Genomic DNA, 16358 nt, shown 5'->3' on the forward strand with positions numbered 1-16358 from the left:
CGATGCGCAGGGCCATGACTGTTTCGTGAATGAAAGACGCGCCTTACGCGGCTTCGCCCTTGTCGGCATAGGCACCGAAGACCCGCGCGAGCTGACCGGCCGGAGCCTGGGTGACGCCGGCGATACGGGTCGCCGGAGTCTGGATCATGCCCACGATCTTGCCACGCAGCTCATCCAGCGACGGCAGGGAGGCCAGGGCCTTGACGCCTTCGACGTCGAGGACCTTGCCGTCTCCCATGGAGCCGCCGAGGATGACCAGCTTGTCGTTGGTCTTCGCGAAGTCGTTCAGGACCTTGGCCGCCGCCACCGCGTCGTCCGAGTAGGCAATCGCCGTCGGACCGGTGAACAGGTCGGCAAGACCCTCGAACTTCGTGTCGGCAAGGGCGAGACGCGTCAGACGGTTCTTCGTGACCTTGTAACCGGCACCCGCCTCACGCACCTTCGCACGCAGAGCCTGAACATCCGAGACCGTCAGACCCTTGTAGTGGGCGACGACCACGGAAGTCTTCTCCGTGAAAAGGTTGTGCAGGTCGGCAACCAGTTCCTGCTTTTCGGTACGGTTCACTTCCGTCTCCGCTTCTCTGTTCCCGCGCCCGGCGGGGCCGGACACGAGAGGTTGCGAGTTTCCCCGACCGCCCCCAAGGGAGCGACGGGGTCAACCTGCCCCAGAAGCCCAAGCCGGCACCCAACTCACTCAGGAGAAAGGAATTCCGCTTGCTGCTCCCGTCTATGCAGGACCGGGACGCTGTCCCTTTTTAAGCCCGAAGGCTCCTGCGGTCTCGGACAGGTGTGGGGAGCACTGCCTCTCCCCATTGCACCCGAAGCGGCCCCCTTGCCGAGGGGCCGCCCGGGAACCTCACACGGCGTCACTCACCGCTGACGGTGGCCGTGTTGACCTTCAGGCCGGGCCCCATGGTGGAGCTGACGGCGATCTTCTCGATGTAGGTGCCCTTCGCGCCGGTCGGCTTGGCCTTGGCGATGGCATCCACGAAGGCGCGCGCGTTCTCAACCAGCTGGTCCAGCGAAAAGCTGGCCTTGCCGATGCCGGCGTGCACGATGCCAGCCTTTTCCACGCGGAACTGCACTTGGCCGGCCTTGGCGGCGCGAATGGCCTCGGTGACGTTCGGGGTCACGGTGCCGAGCTTGGGGTTCGGCATCAGGCCGCGCGGGCCCAGCACCTTACCCAGACGGCCGACCACGCCCATCATGTCCGGGGTCGCGATGCAGCGGTCGAAGTCGATCTGGCCGTTCTGGATCTGCTCGGCCAGGTCGTCGGCGCCCACGATGTCGGCGCCGGCGTTGGTCGCCTCGGCGGCCTTGTCGCCCTTGGCGAACACCGCCACGCGCACCGTCTTGCCGGTACCGTGGGGCAGCTCGACCATGCCGCGGACCATCTGGTCGGCGTGGCGCGGATCGACGCCAAGGTTCATGGCGATCTCGACGGTCTCGTCGAACTTCGCGCTGGCGCGATCCTTGATGGTTTTCAGAGCCTCGGGGAGGTCAACGGCCACGTTGGGGTCGACACCCTCGTAGGCGGCCTTCAGACGCTTGCCAATTTTCGCCATTGTCTTACTCCGTCACCTCGAGGCCCATGGACTCCGCGGACCCGCGCACCATGGCGACGGCCGCGTCGACGTCGGCGCAGTTCAGGTCCGGCATCTTCTGCTCGGCGATCTCGCGCAGCTGCGCGACGGTCACCTTGCCGACCGTGCCCTTGCCCGGGGTCTGCGACCCCTTGGACAGACCGGCGGCCTTCTTCAGGAAGTAGGACACCGGCGGGGTCTTGGTGACGAAGGAGAAGGTACGATCCGTGTAGGCCGTGATGACCACGGGGATCGGCATGCCCGGCTCCATGTTCTGCGTGGCGGCGTTGAACGCCTTGCAGAACTCCATGATGTTCAGACCGCGCTGACCCAGCGCGGGGCCGACCGGCGGCGACGGGTTCGCCTTGCCAGCCGGAATCTGCAGCTTGATGTAACCAGCAATCTTCTTTGCCATGTCGTCCTCTAAATCATGCCCGCGCGATCATCGCGCGGGGCTTGCGAGAGGCTGCGTGGTACGCGGCGCCCGAGGACTTCCGGGCCCAACCTCCCACGCGCTTGCCGGACCCGGGTGCACCAGGGCCGGAATTCCATGCATCGGGCGGCTTCTTTAAGCCTTTTCCACCTGGGAGTATTCCAGCTCGACCGGGGTGGAACGCCCGAAGATCGATACCGAGACCTTGAGACGGGCACGCTCCTCGTCCACTTCCTCGACCAGGCCGTTGAAGCTGGCGAAGGGGCCGTCGGAGACGCGGACCTGCTCGCCCACCTCGAAGGTGACCGACGGCTTGGGCCGCTCAATGCCTTCCTGCACCTGCTTCATGATCCGCTCGGCCTCGCGCTCCGTGATGGGCGCAGGGCGGCCCTTGGCGCCCAGGAAGCCGGTGACCTTGGCGGTGCCGGTGACGAGGTGATAGGTCTCGTCGTTGAGATCCATTTTCAGAAGGACATAGCCGGGGAAGAACTTGCGCTCGGCCTGGACCTTGGCCCCGCGGCGCACTTCCACGACCTCTTCGGTCGGCACGAGAACCTGCTCGAACTTATCGGCCATACCCTTCTGCTCCGCCTGTTCGCGGATAGACTGGGCGACCTTGTTCTCGAAGCCCGAGTAGACGTGCAGCACGTACCAGCGCGCGGCCATTCCCCGATTACCCTCCAAGCCCGAAGACCAGCTGAACGCCCCAGGCCAGAAGCTGGTCGACGATCAGGAAAAACAGCGCGGCCAGCGTCACCATGATGAAAACCATGACCGTGGAGATCGTGGTTTCCTTGCGCGTGGGCCAGGTGACCTTCGACAACTCCTGGCGGACCTGTCGGACGAACTGGCCCGGGGTGGTTTTAGCCATGCTGTTCAGCGTCCAAAATTCCAAAAGCCGAGTCGGATACCGACCCGGCGCGATAACCTGCGGTCAAGAAACCCGGACCGCCCGGCGTCTGTCGAACCGCACGATGGCGAGCCGCTGGGCTGGGGCGCCAACCCGGAAAGGGCTGGCAGGGGTGGCAGGGATCGAACCCGCAGCCCCCGGTTTTGGAGACCGGTGCTCTACCAATTGAGCTACACCCCTAGGGCCCGGATGACCGCCGCCTGAACGGTGGCGGTCACGGATGCGGCCGGAAACCTGTCGGCCGGGACGGGACGATATAACGATCCCAAACCGGTTTGACAAGAAAAAAGTCGCGCGGGCTCCGGCCGGGGCCCGCGCGACCGTCTGCGGCGTTACTCGATGATCTTGGCGACGACGCCGGCGCCGACGGTACGACCGCCTTCACGGATGGCGAAGCGCAGACCTTCGTCCATGGCGATCGGCGCGATCAGCGTGACCTCCATGGTGATGTTGTCGCCCGGCATGACCATCTCGGTGCCCTCGGGCAGCGCGATGGTGCCGGTCACGTCCGTGGTCCGGAAGTAGAACTGCGGACGGTAGTTGGAGAAGAACGGCGTGTGACGGCCACCCTCTTCCTTGTTCAGGATGTAGCACTCCGAGGTGAACTTGGTGTGCGGCGTGATCGAACCCGGCTTCGCCAGGACCTGCCCACGCTCCACCTCGTCGCGCTTCAGACCGCGGATCAGCGCGCCGATGTTGTCGCCCGCCTCGCCCTGGTCCAGCAGCTTGCGGAACATCTCGACGCCGGTGACGGTCGTCTTCTTGGTGTCCTTCAGGCCGACGATCTCGACTTCCTCGCCCACCTTGATGATGCCGCGCTCGACGCGGCCGGTCACCACGGTGCCGCGGCCCGAAATCGAGAACACGTCCTCGATCGGCATCAGGAACGCCTGGTCCTTCGGACGGTCCGGCTGCGGAATGTAGGCGTCGACTTCCTTCATCAGCTCGACGATCGCCTTCTGGCCGATCTCGGCGTCGCTGTCATCCAGCGCCGCCAGGGCCGAGCCCTTGACGATGGGGATGTCGTCGCCCGGGAAGTCGTAGCTGCTCAGCAGCTCGCGGATTTCCAGCTCGACCAGCTCCAGCAGCTCGGGGTCGTCCACCTGGTCGACCTTGTTCATGAACACCACGATCGCGGGCACGCCCACCTGGCGGGCCAGCAGGATGTGTTCACGGGTCTGCGGCATCGGGCCGTCGGCGGCGGACACGACCAGGATCGCGCCGTCCATCTGGGCGGCACCCGTGATCATGTTCTTCACGTAGTCGGCGTGGCCCGGGCAGTCGACGTGCGCGTAGTGGCGGTTCTCGGTCTCGTACTCGACGTGCGCGGTCGAGATCGTGATGCCGCGGGCGCGCTCTTCCGGGGCCTTGTCGATCATGTCGTAGGCCATGAAGGACCCGCCGCCCGTCTCCGCCATCACCTTGGTGATCGCGGCAGTCAGCGTGGTCTTGCCGTGGTCGACGTGCCCGATGGTGCCGATGTTGCAGTGCGGCTTCGAGCGCTCAAACTTTTCCTTGGCCATCGTCCAACCCGTGTCCTGGAGGTGCGCCTGAAAGTAGGGAATTGTCGGAGAGACAATGCGAAGAAGCTGGAGCGGGTGACGGGAATCGAACCCGCACAACCAGCTTGGAAGGCTGGGGCTCTACCATTGAGCTACACCCGCAAGCCCCGTCGTCCCGCCGACACCGCCGATCGCGGCGAGGGAATGTGGTGGAGGGGGCAGGATTCGAACCTGCGTAGACTACGTCGCCAGATTTACAGTCTGGTGCCTTTAACCACTCGGCCACCCCTCCATCGTCCGCCGCGCCCCGTGGGATCGCCGCGACAACGGAGGCCCTGAACTATTGGAAACGGCGCACCTTGTCAACGAGAAAAAAAGCGTTTAGGGCACAAATGTTAGCGGCGCCGTCGCCGCGGGCGGACGCTGCCGCTTTTCCCCAAACATCGAGGACACACCATGGCCGCCCACCGCGACAAATCCAAAGGAAAGCCCCACCGCCGCGCCGGCGGAAAGCCGCCGCGGGGGACCGCTCCGGCAGGCGCTTCGGCCGGCGGCGAGGGATGGCTCTACGGCCGCCATCCGGTGGAGGCGGCGCTCGCCAATCCGATCCGCAAGGTCCGCACGGTCGTGGGCACGCCCGATGCGCTGGAAGGCGTCCGCGCCCTGCTGGACGCCCGCGACGACCTGCCGGTGGTTCGGGCGGTGGACAAGACGGAACTGGACGCCATGCTGCCGCAGGGCGCCGTCCACCAGGGACTGGCCCTGTCGGCAGCGCCCCTGCCAGTCCCCGGCATCGAGGACCTGCTGCGGGAGGCGGGAGACGTGGAGACCGGCGTCATCCTGGCACTGGATCAGGTGACCGACCCGCACAACGTCGGCGCCATCCTGCGCAGCGCGGCGGCCTTCGGGGCGCTGGCCGTGCTCACCCAGGACCGTCACGCGCCCGAGGAAACGGCGGTGCTTGCCAAGTCCGCCTCGGGGGCGGTGGAGCGGGTGCCGCTGGTGCGTGTCGGCAACCTCAAGCAGGCGCTGGAAAAGCTGAAGGCGGAAAACTGGTGGGTCGCCGGCCTGGCCGCCGACGCCCCGGCCACGCTCGCGGGCGCCAGGCTGAGCGGCAAGGTGGTGCTGGTTCTCGGCAGCGAGGGCACGGGCATGCGGCGCCTGACGCGGGAGGCGTGCGACCACCTGGTGCGCCTGCCCATGACCGGCGCCATGGAAAGCCTGAACGTGAGCAACGCCGCCGCCGTGGCACTCTATGAACTCCGCCGCGAGGCCCTGGAGGCGCAGACCTGACGTTGCTTCAGGGTATGATGAGGCCGTGGCGGATCGCCTTGAGCACCGCCAGGACGCGCGAGCTGGCCTCAAGTTTGCGCATGGCGTTGGTGATGTGGAAGTTCACCGCGCTCTCCGAGACGCTGAGGATCTGGCTGATGTCCCAGTTGCTCTTGCCGCGCGCCGTCCAAAGCAGCACCTCGCGCTCGCGCGGGGTCAGCGGCACGAAGGCCGGCACCGTGTCGCCGCCCCCCTCCTGCGCCAGCTCCTGGTAGACCAGCTGGAACTGCATGCCGATGGCGCCGATGGCGCGGGCGACGTCGGGCCTCTCGGCCTCGGCATCGGCACCGGAGACCGACAGCAGCGCCGCCTGCCCGCCCGGCCCGAACAGGGGAACCGTCACGCCGCTGCGCAGGCCCATCATCGCCGACTCCTCGCGCAGGTCCTTCTGCTTGCGCAGTAGATCGGCCTCCCAAACATCGCGCCAGAGAAAAGGCCGCGCCGTGTGGCGGGCGCGGTGGATGACAGGGTCGATGTCGCTGTAACCGTTGCGCAGGTAGTGCGCCACCCAGACGTCCGGCAGCGTGCTGACGGGAACCAGGCTCGCCGGGTCGCCGCTGGCCTGGTAGCGCGAGACCTGGCAGTACACGGTGTAGTCGAACCCGTGCGCCCGCGCCTCCTCCACCAGAAGGGCGCGCAGCTCGTCCAGCGACCCGGCTTGCTGAGAGTTATCCACGAATTGCGCAATGGACATGGCGGTCACCCCTCGCCGCACACCGAGCGTACCACAGTACCACGCCGCGGTGTTCAGACGCCCCCAGAATGGCGATCGAGGCCTCTTAAGACCAACGTCGCCCACTCCAAATAATTGTAAGATCACCACACACAGTTATGTGGCGCAATCTTATCCGAATTACTTCCTCTTACGGGAAGATAGGGCTTGCGGGGGCACGGAAGCAATAGGTAGCATGAACAGGTCGTAAGTAACTATGCATTGCGAGGAACCATGATGCCCCTCCCCAATCAGGCCTCTGCAGCGGCACCCGAAGAGGATGCCGTCCGCGAGGGTCACCCGCTCGACCGTCACGTCGGGCGCCGCGTTCGCCTGCGTCGCACGCTTCTCGGCCTCACCCAGCAGGAACTGGGCGAGCAGATCGGCGTCACCTTCCAGCAGATCCAGAAGTACGAGCGCGGGACCAACCGCATCTCCGCCTCGCGCTTGTGGGAAATCGCGCGTGTGCTGAAGGTGCCGGTGTCGTTCTTCTTCGAAGACTTCCAGGAAGGCGCCGACACGCTGCCGCAGTCCAGCGGCGAGAACGCCATCAGCACCGAGGAATTGCGCCTGCTGGTGGCCTTCAATCGCCTCGGCAAGAAGCAGCAGGCGGCGATCCTGACGTTTCTCGAAAACAGCGCCTGACGACGGCGACGATCTCAGCCGCACCCGGCCCGGGGAGGGAAAGGGCCGGACCGCGCGCTGACAGATCCTGAACGGCTCCCGGGGCCTTGTGGGGGCCGGTCATACGAAAGCGGGGCGACGGTCCAACGGGGACCGACGCCCCGTTTCCGTTTCTACGCCGTCACGGCTGCGGGATGATGCGGTACCTGGCCTGCACAAGGCCGAACACGCCGAACGCCACCAGCCCGGCCGCCGTGATGCCCAGCAGCCACGCCCCATACGGTTGGGCCTGCAGGGTCGCCAGCACCTGCGGCAGCCCCGCAGACTGGGCGCTGCCCGGGCCGAAGGCGGCCGAGATCAGGAACACGCCCACCATCGCCAGCACCAGCGCCTTGGCGCCAAGCCCGAAGCGGGCGACCTTGTCGAGCCAGTCGGCGTTGGCGGCGCGGGGATCAAGCTTGTCCTTGTATTTCTTCTTAACCGCCTTGACGACCTGCGATCCGGCGACGCCGATCGCGATGACGCCGAAGGCGGCGATCACCCAGTAGCCCCAGGGCTGCTGCATGATCCAGGCCGTGACGCCGGCAGAACCGCCGCCACCACCGCCACCGCCCGAACCGCCGCCCGCCATCGCCAGGCCGGTCCAGATCAGCGAGGCGGCGTAGAGGGCCAGACCCAGGTGGATGATGCCGGAGAAAACCAGCCCGATCCGAATGGCCCAGCCCTTGGCGCCGCCCCCGTGGCTGTCGGCGTCGCCGAAGCCCTGGACCAGCCTCCACAGGGTGAAGCCCAGCAGGCCGACGGCAATGGCACCCACCAGCCATGGGCCGGCGGGCAGGTCGAGAATCGCCTGAATGGCGCCCTTCGTGCCGGTGGTACCGCCCTCGGCGCCCCCGGTGGAGACGCCCAGCCCCTGCACGGCTGCCAGCACGGCCAGCACGCCGACGACAATGTAGACGATACCGCGCGCCGCATAGCCGGCTCGGGCGAGCATGGTCAGGCCCTTGCGGCCGCCCTTCTCGGCCTGGCGCCCGGCCTCGCGCCCGGCCTTGCGGGCGGTCCGGCCGTGATGGCGGACGTCGGATGAAGTCGCCATGGTTCGACCTCCCATAGTTTTCCCGCACAACGCTGTTCGTGCAGCGCCTGTTGCGCGCACGCGAAGTCGGCTGGAAAATAATTTTGGGATATTGACTTAGAGATGATTGCGCGACTGCCAAAACGTGAAAACGCCACAGCACGGACGGACGGTCCATACGCCATATTTACTTTTCGCACCATCCGGAAATGTAGCGCTTCTCAGACCTTCTTGCCGCCCTTGCGGGACAGACGTCGGGCGTTGGCCGTGGTGCGCTTGTGGTAGGGGCGCAGCGCGGCATCGTAAGCCGACAGCCATGCCGTCCAGGCTGCCGTCGACAACCCGGCCGTGGCGGCAACCGGCGGGGCAGCGGCGAAGGGCATCGCGGCCCAGCGGCCCCACTCGATCCAGTGCGCCGCCATGGCCCCGGCCACATGGCTCTGTGCCGCCGGCAGGGCGGCGGCGGCGGCCGCGGCCGCGTCCACGGCGGCTTCCGCCTTCTCCGCCACCATGCGCTGGGACTCCCGCGCATCGTGGGGCACCAGCCCGAGCGCCGCCAGTCCCAGCGTCGACGTGCGCAGCGTGATGGTGGCCGCCGCGGCCGTCAGCATCTCGCCGGATGTCAGCACGCTGCGCGACAGACGCAGGGCATCGGCCGGAGTGACGGCAGCACGGGAAGACGAGCGGCGGCGGGACATGATCAAGTTCCTCTTTCCATCGAAAGACGTGGGCAGCAGCGGGAAGATACAGAAGAAGATCCTAAGATCGCCATAAAAAACGGTAGCGTTCTACTTCAGGCAGCCTTATCACCGGGGGCCAAATACCCCGGTGAAAACAAAAGCTTCTGCCACAGGAGGACGGACTGACCGTGAACAGGACGGAAATCCGACTAAGCGGCATGTCGCGCAGCGGCAACCACGCCATCATCGACTGGATCATGCGCCAGGCCGAGGGCCGCGTGTGTTTCCTCAACTGTGCCGAGGGCAAGACCAATCCCTTTGAAAGCTGCCGACCCTTGAGCGACGGCCGACCGTGGCGGGCCTCGTGGGAGGGTTTCGACCTTGATGCCGAGGCCGGCGGCCGCCTGAGTCCCAAGGACCTGCTGCTGCACTCCTACGAGGACAGCTACAACGCCCACGCCTTCAGCCGGGTTTTCGAAGACAACCACGACGCCTGGGTCGGCCCGTCCGACAGCCGCCTGGACGTCGTCATCCTGCGCGACCCGTTCAACCTGTTCGCCAGCCGCCGGGCCATGGGCGCCGACCTGCCCCGCGCCACCGCCGTCCGCATGTGGAAGCAGCATGCCCGCACCGCCCTGAAGGCGCTGAACACCCGCCCGCGAAAAGGCAGCCGCCGACAGCCGCTGCCCATCCTCTACAACCGCTGGGCCTCGAGTCGGGCCTATCGGGCGGAGATTGCTGCGCGGCTCGGCCTGTCCTTCACCGACGAAGGCATCGAGACGGTGGCCGCCTGCAACGGCGGCAGTTCCTTCGACGGGCTGGCCTACGACGGCCGCGCCGGGGCCATGCGCGTGACCGAGCGGTGGCGAGCCTATGCCGACGATACCGAATACCTGAGGCTGTTCGACGCCGAGTTGGTGGACCTGTCCCGCCAGCTTTTCGGCCCACCGCCGCACCTGCCGCGCCTGCCGGAAACGGCACCGGCGCAGCCGCCGGCCGGCCCGGACCCGACCACCGCGGAACCGGCCGCCGCCCTCAGGCCGGAACGGTAGAGCTTCCCGGGGGACGCGCGAGGGAGCGCCCGGCTCCCTCGCGCGTCGTTACGCCGCAGCCGGAAGGTTCTTTCTCAGCCGTCGTTCAGCGCCCCCCGCAGCGTCGCCCAGTCCTCCACCACCTGGCCCGCGTAGTCCACGGCGGCGCGGCGGATGGTCTCGCGCGTGCGGTCCATGACCAGCGCCCCGGCCATGGCGGCTTCCAGATCGGTGGAGCGTCGGTCGCCGCGGGCGTGCGCCAGGGCCAGGGCCTCGCCGCAGGCTTCGGCGTATTCCTCGATCATGCGCGCCGGCTTCTCGCAGATCAGCACCTCCGGGTCCAGCCCGACGCGGGAGAAGTGGCGCGACCGGATCAGCCAGTGGTGACCGCGCCACCTGGCCTCGTCCAGCACCATGTCGGGGCGGCGCTGCATGACGCGCTGGCAGTCGACCGTCAGGTGGGCGGGGTCGAGCCGGTTGGTGGGGCTGATGTCGGGGAAGTGCCGCAGCGGCGCCGCCGGCTTCTGCCGCTTGACCTCCACCACGTGGTTGAGGTGGGGCCGCGCCGGGTCCAGCACGGGCGGCCCCACCAGCAGATAGAATCGGTCCACGTCCACCGACCCCGTTCCGGCCCCCAGCCGCCGCACCACGTCCAGGATCGCGTCATCCACATAGGGGCGGAAGGCGTCGACGATCTCGGCCCTTTCCGCTTCATTCAGGCGTCCGTGGCGCCCCGGAATGTCGCGGAACCGCCAGGCCCCGTCGCGCACCTCGGCCGCCTTGGCGAGGCTGGACTTGGTCTCGAAGTTCTTGCCGCCGGCGGTCCGCTTGCGGGCCTTGCGCTCGGCCGGCCCCAGGGCGTGCTTCTTCTTGAAGCCGGCGATGACGCGGTCGCGGGCGTCCGGGTCGCCCACCACATCGGCACAGGCGCGGGCATAGGCGGTGAGGAACGACTCGATGGCGCGCGCAGCCTCCTCGGGTTCGGGGCCGGTGCCGGGCGGCACGGCGTCTTCCTCGGTGTCGTAGGTGCCGCCACAGACGCCGACCGCGTATTCCGCCGCCAGAACCAGGCTGACCGAGAATCGCAGCAGGTCCCAGGCCGCCCGCCCCATGCAGGCGTCGTCGTAGTCGTTGGGGCACCAGATGACGGCGTCGCCGTGGGAGCCTTCCTCGGTCAGGAAGCCGAAATTGGAGAAATGGCAGTCGCCCTGCACGCGGGTCAGCGGCACGTCGCGCAGCGCCTCCGGCACCGGCAGCAGCCCCGACGCCAGGTCCGCGTAGAACAGTTGCGCCGAGCCCCGGAAGAACCGGAACGGCGAGCGCGCCATCTTCAGATGCTTGGGCAGCGGGTCCTTCGGCCGCGGCGGCGCACCGTCGACGGCCTTCAGCTCGGTGCGGATCAAGGCGGCGCGGTCCTGTGTCAGCGACATGCGGATGGGTCCTCCCTCTTCAGTGGCACGAGAAGGGTGCCTTTCCGCTTGTCGGGGATCAAGGCGTGCGGCTCCGAAGCGGGGCGACCATCGGCCATCCGCACTTCGCATGGAGTCCTTTCAAGATGACCGACAAGGAATTCGCCATGCTGGCGCTGGCGCCGCTGATCGTGGCGATGGCCGTGGTCCTGTGGCGCAAGGGCGCCATCAGCGGCGGCGTCGTTGGCCTGGTGACGATCGCCGCCGGCATCATCGCCAGCGTCGTGGCGCTGACCTGAGGCGCCTTCCCCTTTTGGAGGACGCCGCCGGTGCGTCCGCCCTCTTCCTTCGCCGTGCTACACTTTCGGCGCGCCCCTCCATGACGGGCGGGCGCAGACAGGGAGACACAGGGAGAAACGCCGATGATACAGCGCAAGCACATGGCCGCTGCCGCCCTCGCCCTCGGCACCGCCTTCGCCGCCACGGGTCCCGCGCTGGCGCAGAGCGAGGAGAACGCCATCGTCCAGCACAACGCCCTCACGCCCGAGCTGGCGCACGCCATCACCCAGGCGGCCATGGAGCACTGCCTGGAGCAGGGCTATCAGGTGGCCGTCGCCGTCACCGACCGCTGGGGCGTGCCGCAATCGCTGATTCGCGCCCGCTACGCGGGGCCGCATACACCCGAGACGGCCATCCGCAAGGCCTACACCGCCGTCAGCTTCCGCACGGCGACCGTGGACCTGATCGGCACCACGGCGGCCGGCGAGCAGCAGGCGGGCGCACGGGACATTCCCGGCGTGCTCATGCTCGGCGGCGGCGAGCCCATGGAATGGCACGGCGGGCTGATCGCAGGGGTCGGCGTGTCGGGTGCCCCCACGGGCGAGGACGACGCCGCCTGCGCCAAGGCCGGCATCGAGGCCGTGCAGGACCGCATGCCGCTCTGACCCCTCCAGCCGCCGGGACCGGGGACCTGGCGGCTGGTCGGCAGGGCGGAGGCGGAACCGTCCGACGGGGTACGCCGGCTGCCGATGCCGCTGCCCCTTCCGCACACTGTTCGCAACGGGCTGAAACGGCGACGCTTTGAGGGTCAGCCTGGAAGGTGGGGGCGCGCTGATCACCTTCCTCCGCCGTCTTGCACGGCTACCGCTGGCACCCGCCCCCGTCGCCGCCCGACCCTTCCCCCCTGCCGGAGCGACGGGGGCGGTAGCCCCGCCGATGCGGCCGGGTTACCCTTGGCCCCGAAAGTTCATCGAGGGGGCCTTATCCGCACATGCTGGAATGGATGGACGTCTGGGACGGCGCCGCGCTCGTCTGGTTTTTCGCCGTGTGGGCGGCCTACACCGCCTATGCCGACCACGGGCCAGCGCACGCCCGCAGCATCACGGCGGCCATGAACGCCCGCCGCCGTGCCTGGATGCACGAGGCCGCCCGGCGCGACCTGCGCATGATCGACACCAACATCCTGGGCAACCTGCTGACGGGCGTGGGGTTCTTCTCGTCGACCACCATCTTCGTCATCGGCGGCCTGATCGCCATGATCGGCGTGGCCGATCAGAGCGCGCTGGCATTGGCCCGCCTGCCGCTGACCGACGCCACCCAGCCCGCCGCGCTGGAGGTGAAGACCGTGGGCCTGCTGGTGATCTTCATCTACGCCTTCTTCAAGTTCGCCTGGGCCTTCCGGCTGGCGAACTACTGCTCCATCACCGTCGGCGGACTGCCGGCGGCGGTCGACGGCGATAGCGCGCACAGCAGGCGCATGGCCGAGGTGGCGGCGATGCTCTCGGCGCGGTCCGGTCACCACTTCAACCGGGGGCTTCGGGCGTACTTCTTCGCGCTGGCGGCGCTGGGGTGGCTGATCGGACCGGCGGTCTTCGCCGTGCTGACCACTGGGGTGGCTTTGGTCCTCTACCGCAGGGAGTTCAAGTCCAAGGCCCTGTCCGCGCTGCGCGATCTAAACCCGTAAGGAATTTCGGCGATTCAATGCGGATCGAATCGGGGCCTGGGCGGTTATCCCGACATGCGGCGTGTCATGCGGACCGCCGCACGGGAGGTCGCCGCGCAAGCGCCATACGAAAAGACCGGGATACCGGCACAGGCCAGGCGCGGCGGCGGGTCACGAGCAGGAGACGTTCGTCATGCTGTCCATCGACGACTGCATCGCCATGAGCGAACTGAGCCCCGAGGAAATCGACGCCATCGCCGAGCACGAGCACATCCCCGAGATCGTGGCGGCGGAGCTTGGCAACTACATCATGCAGTGCCCCGACGGCAGCCTGTGCGTCCAGCGGTTCATCCTGGACGACATCGCCACCGCCAAGGCGCACGGCCACATGGCCCACGCCGCCAAGCTGAAGCTGGTGCTCAAGCACTTCGTGGACAGCCACGAGGAACTGAAGGTCAGGCAGACCATCTGACCTTCGCCATCTGCAAAGCGAGGCCGCCGGATCAGGCGGCTTCCTTCAGCAACTGGTCCAGCGCCACGTCGGCCGGCACGTCGTCGGGAGCGAAGGCGAAGCATTTCGCCGGGGCCTCGGCCAGCGTCAGCGGCGCCGACTCGATGGCGTCCATGGTTTCCTTTTCATAGAAGAACCGCGCCCGGTCGGGATTGTAGCCGACCGCCGTGCAGTCGCGCGCCACGTCGGCCACCACGTCGGCCTCGGGCACCCAAGGGAAACGGTTCTCCACGATGTCCGAGCGCGGCGCCTCGGCGTCGTCGAGCGCGAAGGTGTCCGCCGCCACAAGCTGCCCCTCCAGCCAGGCGTGCAGGTTGACCCGCCCCGAGCGGAGATAGTCGAACCGCTTCGCCTCGATCACCACCATTTCCACGTCGGCCAGCAGCACGCTGTTGGAATAGTGGGCGACCTTCCAGTTGTCGTCGTCGCCGATGTGGGCAACGGTCAGGCAGTTGCGGGGAATGTTGCGGTAGACGCGGACGAGCACGGCGCTCTCCTGTGGCGGCCTTGCGTGGATGGATGGACGGGAAGGCCCGCACCTTACCAGCCATGCGGCCTTTCGTCACCCTTCCGCCCGCATCGGCCCCTTGTAACTTAGCATGTGCCGAATCCGGTATGATACCGGTTGCGGTGGCGGACGAGAGACCGACGCCCCTCAGGGACACCAAGCCCGTGTGTGAGCCAGGGTCCTCGTCCGCCGTTCCATCGAACCCCAACAGTCGCTTGGGCCGCTCGAAGCGAAGCCCGCTTGCGCAAGGATGGGATCGGATGGACGCTCTCAACATCGGCATCGACGTCTCGAAGGATCGGTTGGATGTCGCCACCACCTCGCCTTCGATGGCCGCTTTCCATGTTCCGCGCGATCATGGCGGGCTGTCGGATCTGGTCGAGCGATTGAAGCCGCTCGGCGCCGAGCGGATCGCGATCGAGGCCACTGGCGGCTTCGAGACCGTCGTCGCGGCAGCCCTGTGAAGTGGTCCCGGTTGTTCGGGCAGATCAGCGCGCTCTGTAAGCTCTGCTCCTGGGGCTTGGTTGGTGGGTAGTCGCGGTCAGGCGGCGAGGCCTGCCGGGCGGAGGGCGGAGCGGGAGCGTAGCCCGGAGCCCGGCAGGCCTCGCCAGTAAACCTCATCGGGGGTGGCATAGGCCAGGGCCTGGTGCGGGCGCCGCTCGTTGTAGGTTTGCACCCAGGCGCCGATGCCGGCCTTGGCCTCGCTGCCAGTGGTGTAGGCCTTCAGGTAGACCTCCTCGTACTTCAGGCTGCGCCACAGGCGCTCAATGAAGATGTTGTCCATGCAGCGGCCCTTGCCGTCCATGCTGATGCGCACGCCCGCCGCCTTCAGCGTCCCAGTGAAGGCGAGGCTGGTGAACTGGCTGCCCTGGTCGCTATTGAATATCTCGGGCGGGCCGTAGGTTTCCAGGGCCTGTTCCAGCGCCGCGACGCAGAAATCGGCGTCCATGGTGTTGGACAACCGCCACGACAGCACCTTGCGGCTGTGCCAGTCCATGATGGCGACCAGGTACAGGAAGCCGCGACGCATCGGAATGTATGTGATGTCGGCAGCCCACACCTGGTTCGGCCGGTCGATGACCAGCGTGCGCAGCAGGTAGGGATAGACCCGGTGCTCGGGGTGCGGCACCGTGGTCCGCGGCCGGCGATAGACGGCTTGAACGCCCATCAGCCGCATCAGGCGTCGCACCCGTTTGCGGCCGACGGACCAGCCCTCGCGGCGCAGGAGGGCGGCCATGCGACGGCTGCCCAAGTAGGGCATATCCAGGAAGTGGCGGTCGATGGCCGCCATCAGCATCCGGTCCTCGGTGTTCTTCGGCGTGTCGTCGTTCACCGGACGGTAGTACAGCGACGACCGGCTGATGCCGACCAGGCGGCATTGCCGTGTAAGGCTCAGCGTGGGGTGGGAAATGTCGATCATGGCTCGGCGCTCCACCCGCTTCAGCGCTTGAGCCTGACGGCCAAAAAATCATTTTCGACCTTCAACTGGCCGATCTGCTTGTACAGCTCATCGACCAGCGCCTCCTTGTCCTTGTCGGCCTTCGATGGGCCCTTCTCGAATGCCGTGGCCGCTTGGTCCCGCAGCGTACGTTTCCAGGCGTTGATCATCGTCGGGTGGACGTCGTACTTCGCGCTCAGCTCGGCCACCGTCTTCTCGCCGGACAGCGCCTCCATCGCCACCTTCGCCTTGAAGGAGGCGCTGTGGTTGCGACGATTCTTGCTCATGCGGTCTTCTCCTGTCTCGCCCCAGGAGCAAAACCCAGAGCTTACCGACCTGTCCAGATTCTTGGGGCCACCTCACTCGGCACCCTCGACCGCCGGCAAATCGCCGCTCTGGTCGGCTTGGCGCCGTGGACGCGGCAATCCGGCAAATGGCGTGGCAAGAGCTTCATCGGCGGCGGCCGTGCCGCCGTCCGAACTGCCCTCTACATGGGGGCCCTCGTCGCCGCGCGGCACAATCCCCTGCTCAAGGGGTTTCGGGATCGCCTCGTCGCTCAGGGCAAACCCAAGCTCGTTGCCATCATCGCCGTCGCCCGCAAGCTCATCACAATCCTCAATGCAATCATCCGGGAGGCCCAGCCATGGCGCGAGCAAATCGTTTGATCG

20 protein-coding genes, 3 tRNA genes and 1 pseudogene are annotated in these 16358 nt (G+C 67.3%); 9 read left to right on the forward strand and 15 right to left on the reverse strand.

All coding sequences use genetic code 11. The features are described from left to right. Window positions 1-43: 43 nt before the first annotated feature. The 9 genes from rplJ to LG334_RS19705 all read right to left on the reverse strand — a co-directional run bounded on the left by rplJ (window position 44) and on the right by LG334_RS19705 (window position 4720). The gene (gene rplJ / locus LG334_RS19665) at window positions 44-565 is read right to left on the reverse strand and encodes a 50S ribosomal protein L10 (protein WP_404380704.1); all 522 of its coding nucleotides are present in this window, start codon (window positions 563-565) and stop codon (window positions 44-46) included. Between the two features lie 301 nt (window positions 566-866). Continuing rightward, window positions 867-1565, reverse strand: coding sequence for a 50S ribosomal protein L1 (gene rplA / locus LG334_RS19670; protein WP_404380706.1), 699 nt, complete (start codon window positions 1563-1565; stop codon window positions 867-869). A 4-nt stretch (window positions 1566-1569) separates the two neighbouring features. Then, window positions 1570-1998, reverse strand: coding sequence for a 50S ribosomal protein L11 (rplK, locus tag LG334_RS19675; RefSeq protein ID WP_009542932.1), 429 nt, complete (start codon window positions 1996-1998; stop codon window positions 1570-1572). Window positions 1999-2151: 153 nt separating this feature from the next. Further along, a complete protein-coding gene (nusG, locus tag LG334_RS19680; protein WP_009542933.1) occupies window positions 2152-2682 on the reverse strand; it encodes a transcription termination/antitermination protein NusG in 531 nt (176 codons plus the stop codon). A gap of 7 nt (window positions 2683-2689) precedes the next feature. Next, on the reverse strand, window positions 2690-2887 hold the full coding sequence (gene secE / locus LG334_RS19685) for a preprotein translocase subunit SecE (RefSeq protein WP_009542934.1): 198 nt from the start codon (window positions 2885-2887) through the stop codon (window positions 2690-2692). 143 nt (window positions 2888-3030) lie between these two features. Next, window positions 3031-3106 (reverse strand) — tRNA-Trp (locus tag LG334_RS19690). Window positions 3107-3258: 152 nt separating this feature from the next. Continuing rightward, the gene (gene tuf / locus LG334_RS19695; protein ID WP_404380692.1) at window positions 3259-4449 is read right to left on the reverse strand and encodes an elongation factor Tu; all 1191 of its coding nucleotides are present in this window, start codon (window positions 4447-4449) and stop codon (window positions 3259-3261) included. A 67-nt stretch (window positions 4450-4516) separates the two neighbouring features. After that, window positions 4517-4590: transfer RNA gene (locus LG334_RS19700), tRNA-Gly, on the reverse strand. A 45-nt stretch (window positions 4591-4635) separates the two neighbouring features. Continuing rightward, window positions 4636-4720: transfer RNA gene (locus LG334_RS19705), tRNA-Tyr, on the reverse strand. 164 nt (window positions 4721-4884) lie between these two features. Between LG334_RS19705 and rlmB the strand changes: the two genes are divergently transcribed. Next, a complete protein-coding gene (gene rlmB / locus LG334_RS19710) occupies window positions 4885-5721 on the forward strand; it encodes a 23S rRNA (guanosine(2251)-2'-O)-methyltransferase RlmB (protein WP_404380709.1) in 837 nt (278 codons plus the stop codon). A gap of 7 nt (window positions 5722-5728) precedes the next feature. On the opposite strand, the gene LG334_RS19715 is transcribed toward rlmB, so the two are convergent. Then, window positions 5729-6454: a LuxR family transcriptional regulator gene (locus LG334_RS19715; protein ID WP_404380711.1), complete on the reverse strand. Its 726-nt coding sequence runs from the start codon at window positions 6452-6454 to the stop codon at window positions 5729-5731. Window positions 6455-6706: 252 nt separating this feature from the next. Between LG334_RS19715 and LG334_RS19720 the strand changes: the two genes are divergently transcribed. Beyond that, window positions 6707-7117, forward strand: coding sequence for a helix-turn-helix domain-containing protein (locus LG334_RS19720; RefSeq protein WP_404380713.1), 411 nt, complete (start codon window positions 6707-6709; stop codon window positions 7115-7117). A 160-nt stretch (window positions 7118-7277) separates the two neighbouring features. Here the strand turns inward: LG334_RS19720 and LG334_RS19725 are convergent, their stop codons facing one another. Both LG334_RS19725 and LG334_RS19730 read right to left on the reverse strand, forming a co-directional pair. Further along, window positions 7278-8192: a DUF1206 domain-containing protein gene (locus tag LG334_RS19725; RefSeq protein WP_404380715.1), complete on the reverse strand. Its 915-nt coding sequence runs from the start codon at window positions 8190-8192 to the stop codon at window positions 7278-7280. 200 nt (window positions 8193-8392) lie between these two features. Beyond that, entirely contained in the window at window positions 8393-8869 is a 477-nt protein-coding gene (locus tag LG334_RS19730) for a hypothetical protein (RefSeq protein WP_404380717.1), read from the reverse strand. 170 nt (window positions 8870-9039) lie between these two features. On the opposite strand from LG334_RS19730, the gene LG334_RS19735 reads away from it, so the two are divergent. Further along, a complete protein-coding gene (locus tag LG334_RS19735) occupies window positions 9040-9903 on the forward strand; it encodes a hypothetical protein (RefSeq protein WP_404380719.1) in 864 nt (287 codons plus the stop codon). A gap of 74 nt (window positions 9904-9977) precedes the next feature. Here the strand turns inward: LG334_RS19735 and LG334_RS19740 are convergent, their stop codons facing one another. Beyond that, complete coding sequence (locus tag LG334_RS19740) at window positions 9978-11312, reverse strand: DUF2252 family protein (RefSeq protein ID WP_404380721.1); 1335 nt, start codon at window positions 11310-11312, stop codon at window positions 9978-9980. 125 nt (window positions 11313-11437) lie between these two features. Here LG334_RS19740 and LG334_RS19745 point away from each other — a divergent pair, with 125 nt between their 5' ends. The 4 genes from LG334_RS19745 (at window position 11438) to LG334_RS19760 (ending at window position 13705) form a co-directional block, all read left to right on the forward strand. Continuing rightward, entirely contained in the window at window positions 11438-11590 is a 153-nt protein-coding gene (locus LG334_RS19745) for a hypothetical protein (RefSeq protein WP_404380723.1), read from the forward strand. 123 nt (window positions 11591-11713) lie between these two features. Beyond that, on the forward strand, window positions 11714-12235 hold the full coding sequence (locus tag LG334_RS19750; RefSeq protein WP_404380725.1) for a heme-binding protein: 522 nt from the start codon (window positions 11714-11716) through the stop codon (window positions 12233-12235). 326 nt (window positions 12236-12561) lie between these two features. Further along, window positions 12562-13254, forward strand: coding sequence for a DUF599 domain-containing protein (locus LG334_RS19755; protein ID WP_404380727.1), 693 nt, complete (start codon window positions 12562-12564; stop codon window positions 13252-13254). 172 nt (window positions 13255-13426) lie between these two features. Continuing rightward, on the forward strand, window positions 13427-13705 hold the full coding sequence (locus LG334_RS19760) for a hypothetical protein (protein ID WP_404380729.1): 279 nt from the start codon (window positions 13427-13429) through the stop codon (window positions 13703-13705). A gap of 31 nt (window positions 13706-13736) precedes the next feature. On the opposite strand, the gene LG334_RS19765 is transcribed toward LG334_RS19760, so the two are convergent. Continuing rightward, window positions 13737-14231: a hypothetical protein gene (locus tag LG334_RS19765; RefSeq protein ID WP_404380731.1), complete on the reverse strand. Its 495-nt coding sequence runs from the start codon at window positions 14229-14231 to the stop codon at window positions 13737-13739. A gap of 281 nt (window positions 14232-14512) precedes the next feature. Between LG334_RS19765 and LG334_RS19770 the strand changes: the two genes are divergently transcribed. Beyond that, on the forward strand, window positions 14513-14716 hold the full coding sequence (locus tag LG334_RS19770) for a hypothetical protein (RefSeq protein WP_404380733.1): 204 nt from the start codon (window positions 14513-14515) through the stop codon (window positions 14714-14716). 77 nt (window positions 14717-14793) lie between these two features. On the opposite strand, the gene LG334_RS19775 is transcribed toward LG334_RS19770, so the two are convergent. Continuing rightward, window positions 14794-15977 (reverse strand): IS3 family transposase gene (locus tag LG334_RS19775; RefSeq protein ID WP_404379525.1). Its coding sequence is split into 2 segments (ribosomal slippage): window positions 14794-15701 and window positions 15701-15977, totalling 1185 coding nucleotides; the frame shifts between segments, so codons are not numbered across the junction. Window positions 15978-16052: 75 nt separating this feature from the next. On the opposite strand from LG334_RS19775, the pseudogene LG334_RS19780 reads away from it, so the two are divergent. Next, window positions 16053-16355, forward strand: a pseudogene (locus LG334_RS19780) (transposase); the annotation flags it as partial. Window positions 16356-16358 lie beyond the last annotated feature (3 nt).

This window comes from Caenispirillum salinarum (assembly GCF_044803115.1).
Lineage (GTDB): Bacteria > Pseudomonadota > Alphaproteobacteria > Rhodospirillales > Rhodospirillaceae > Caenispirillum > Caenispirillum salinarum_A.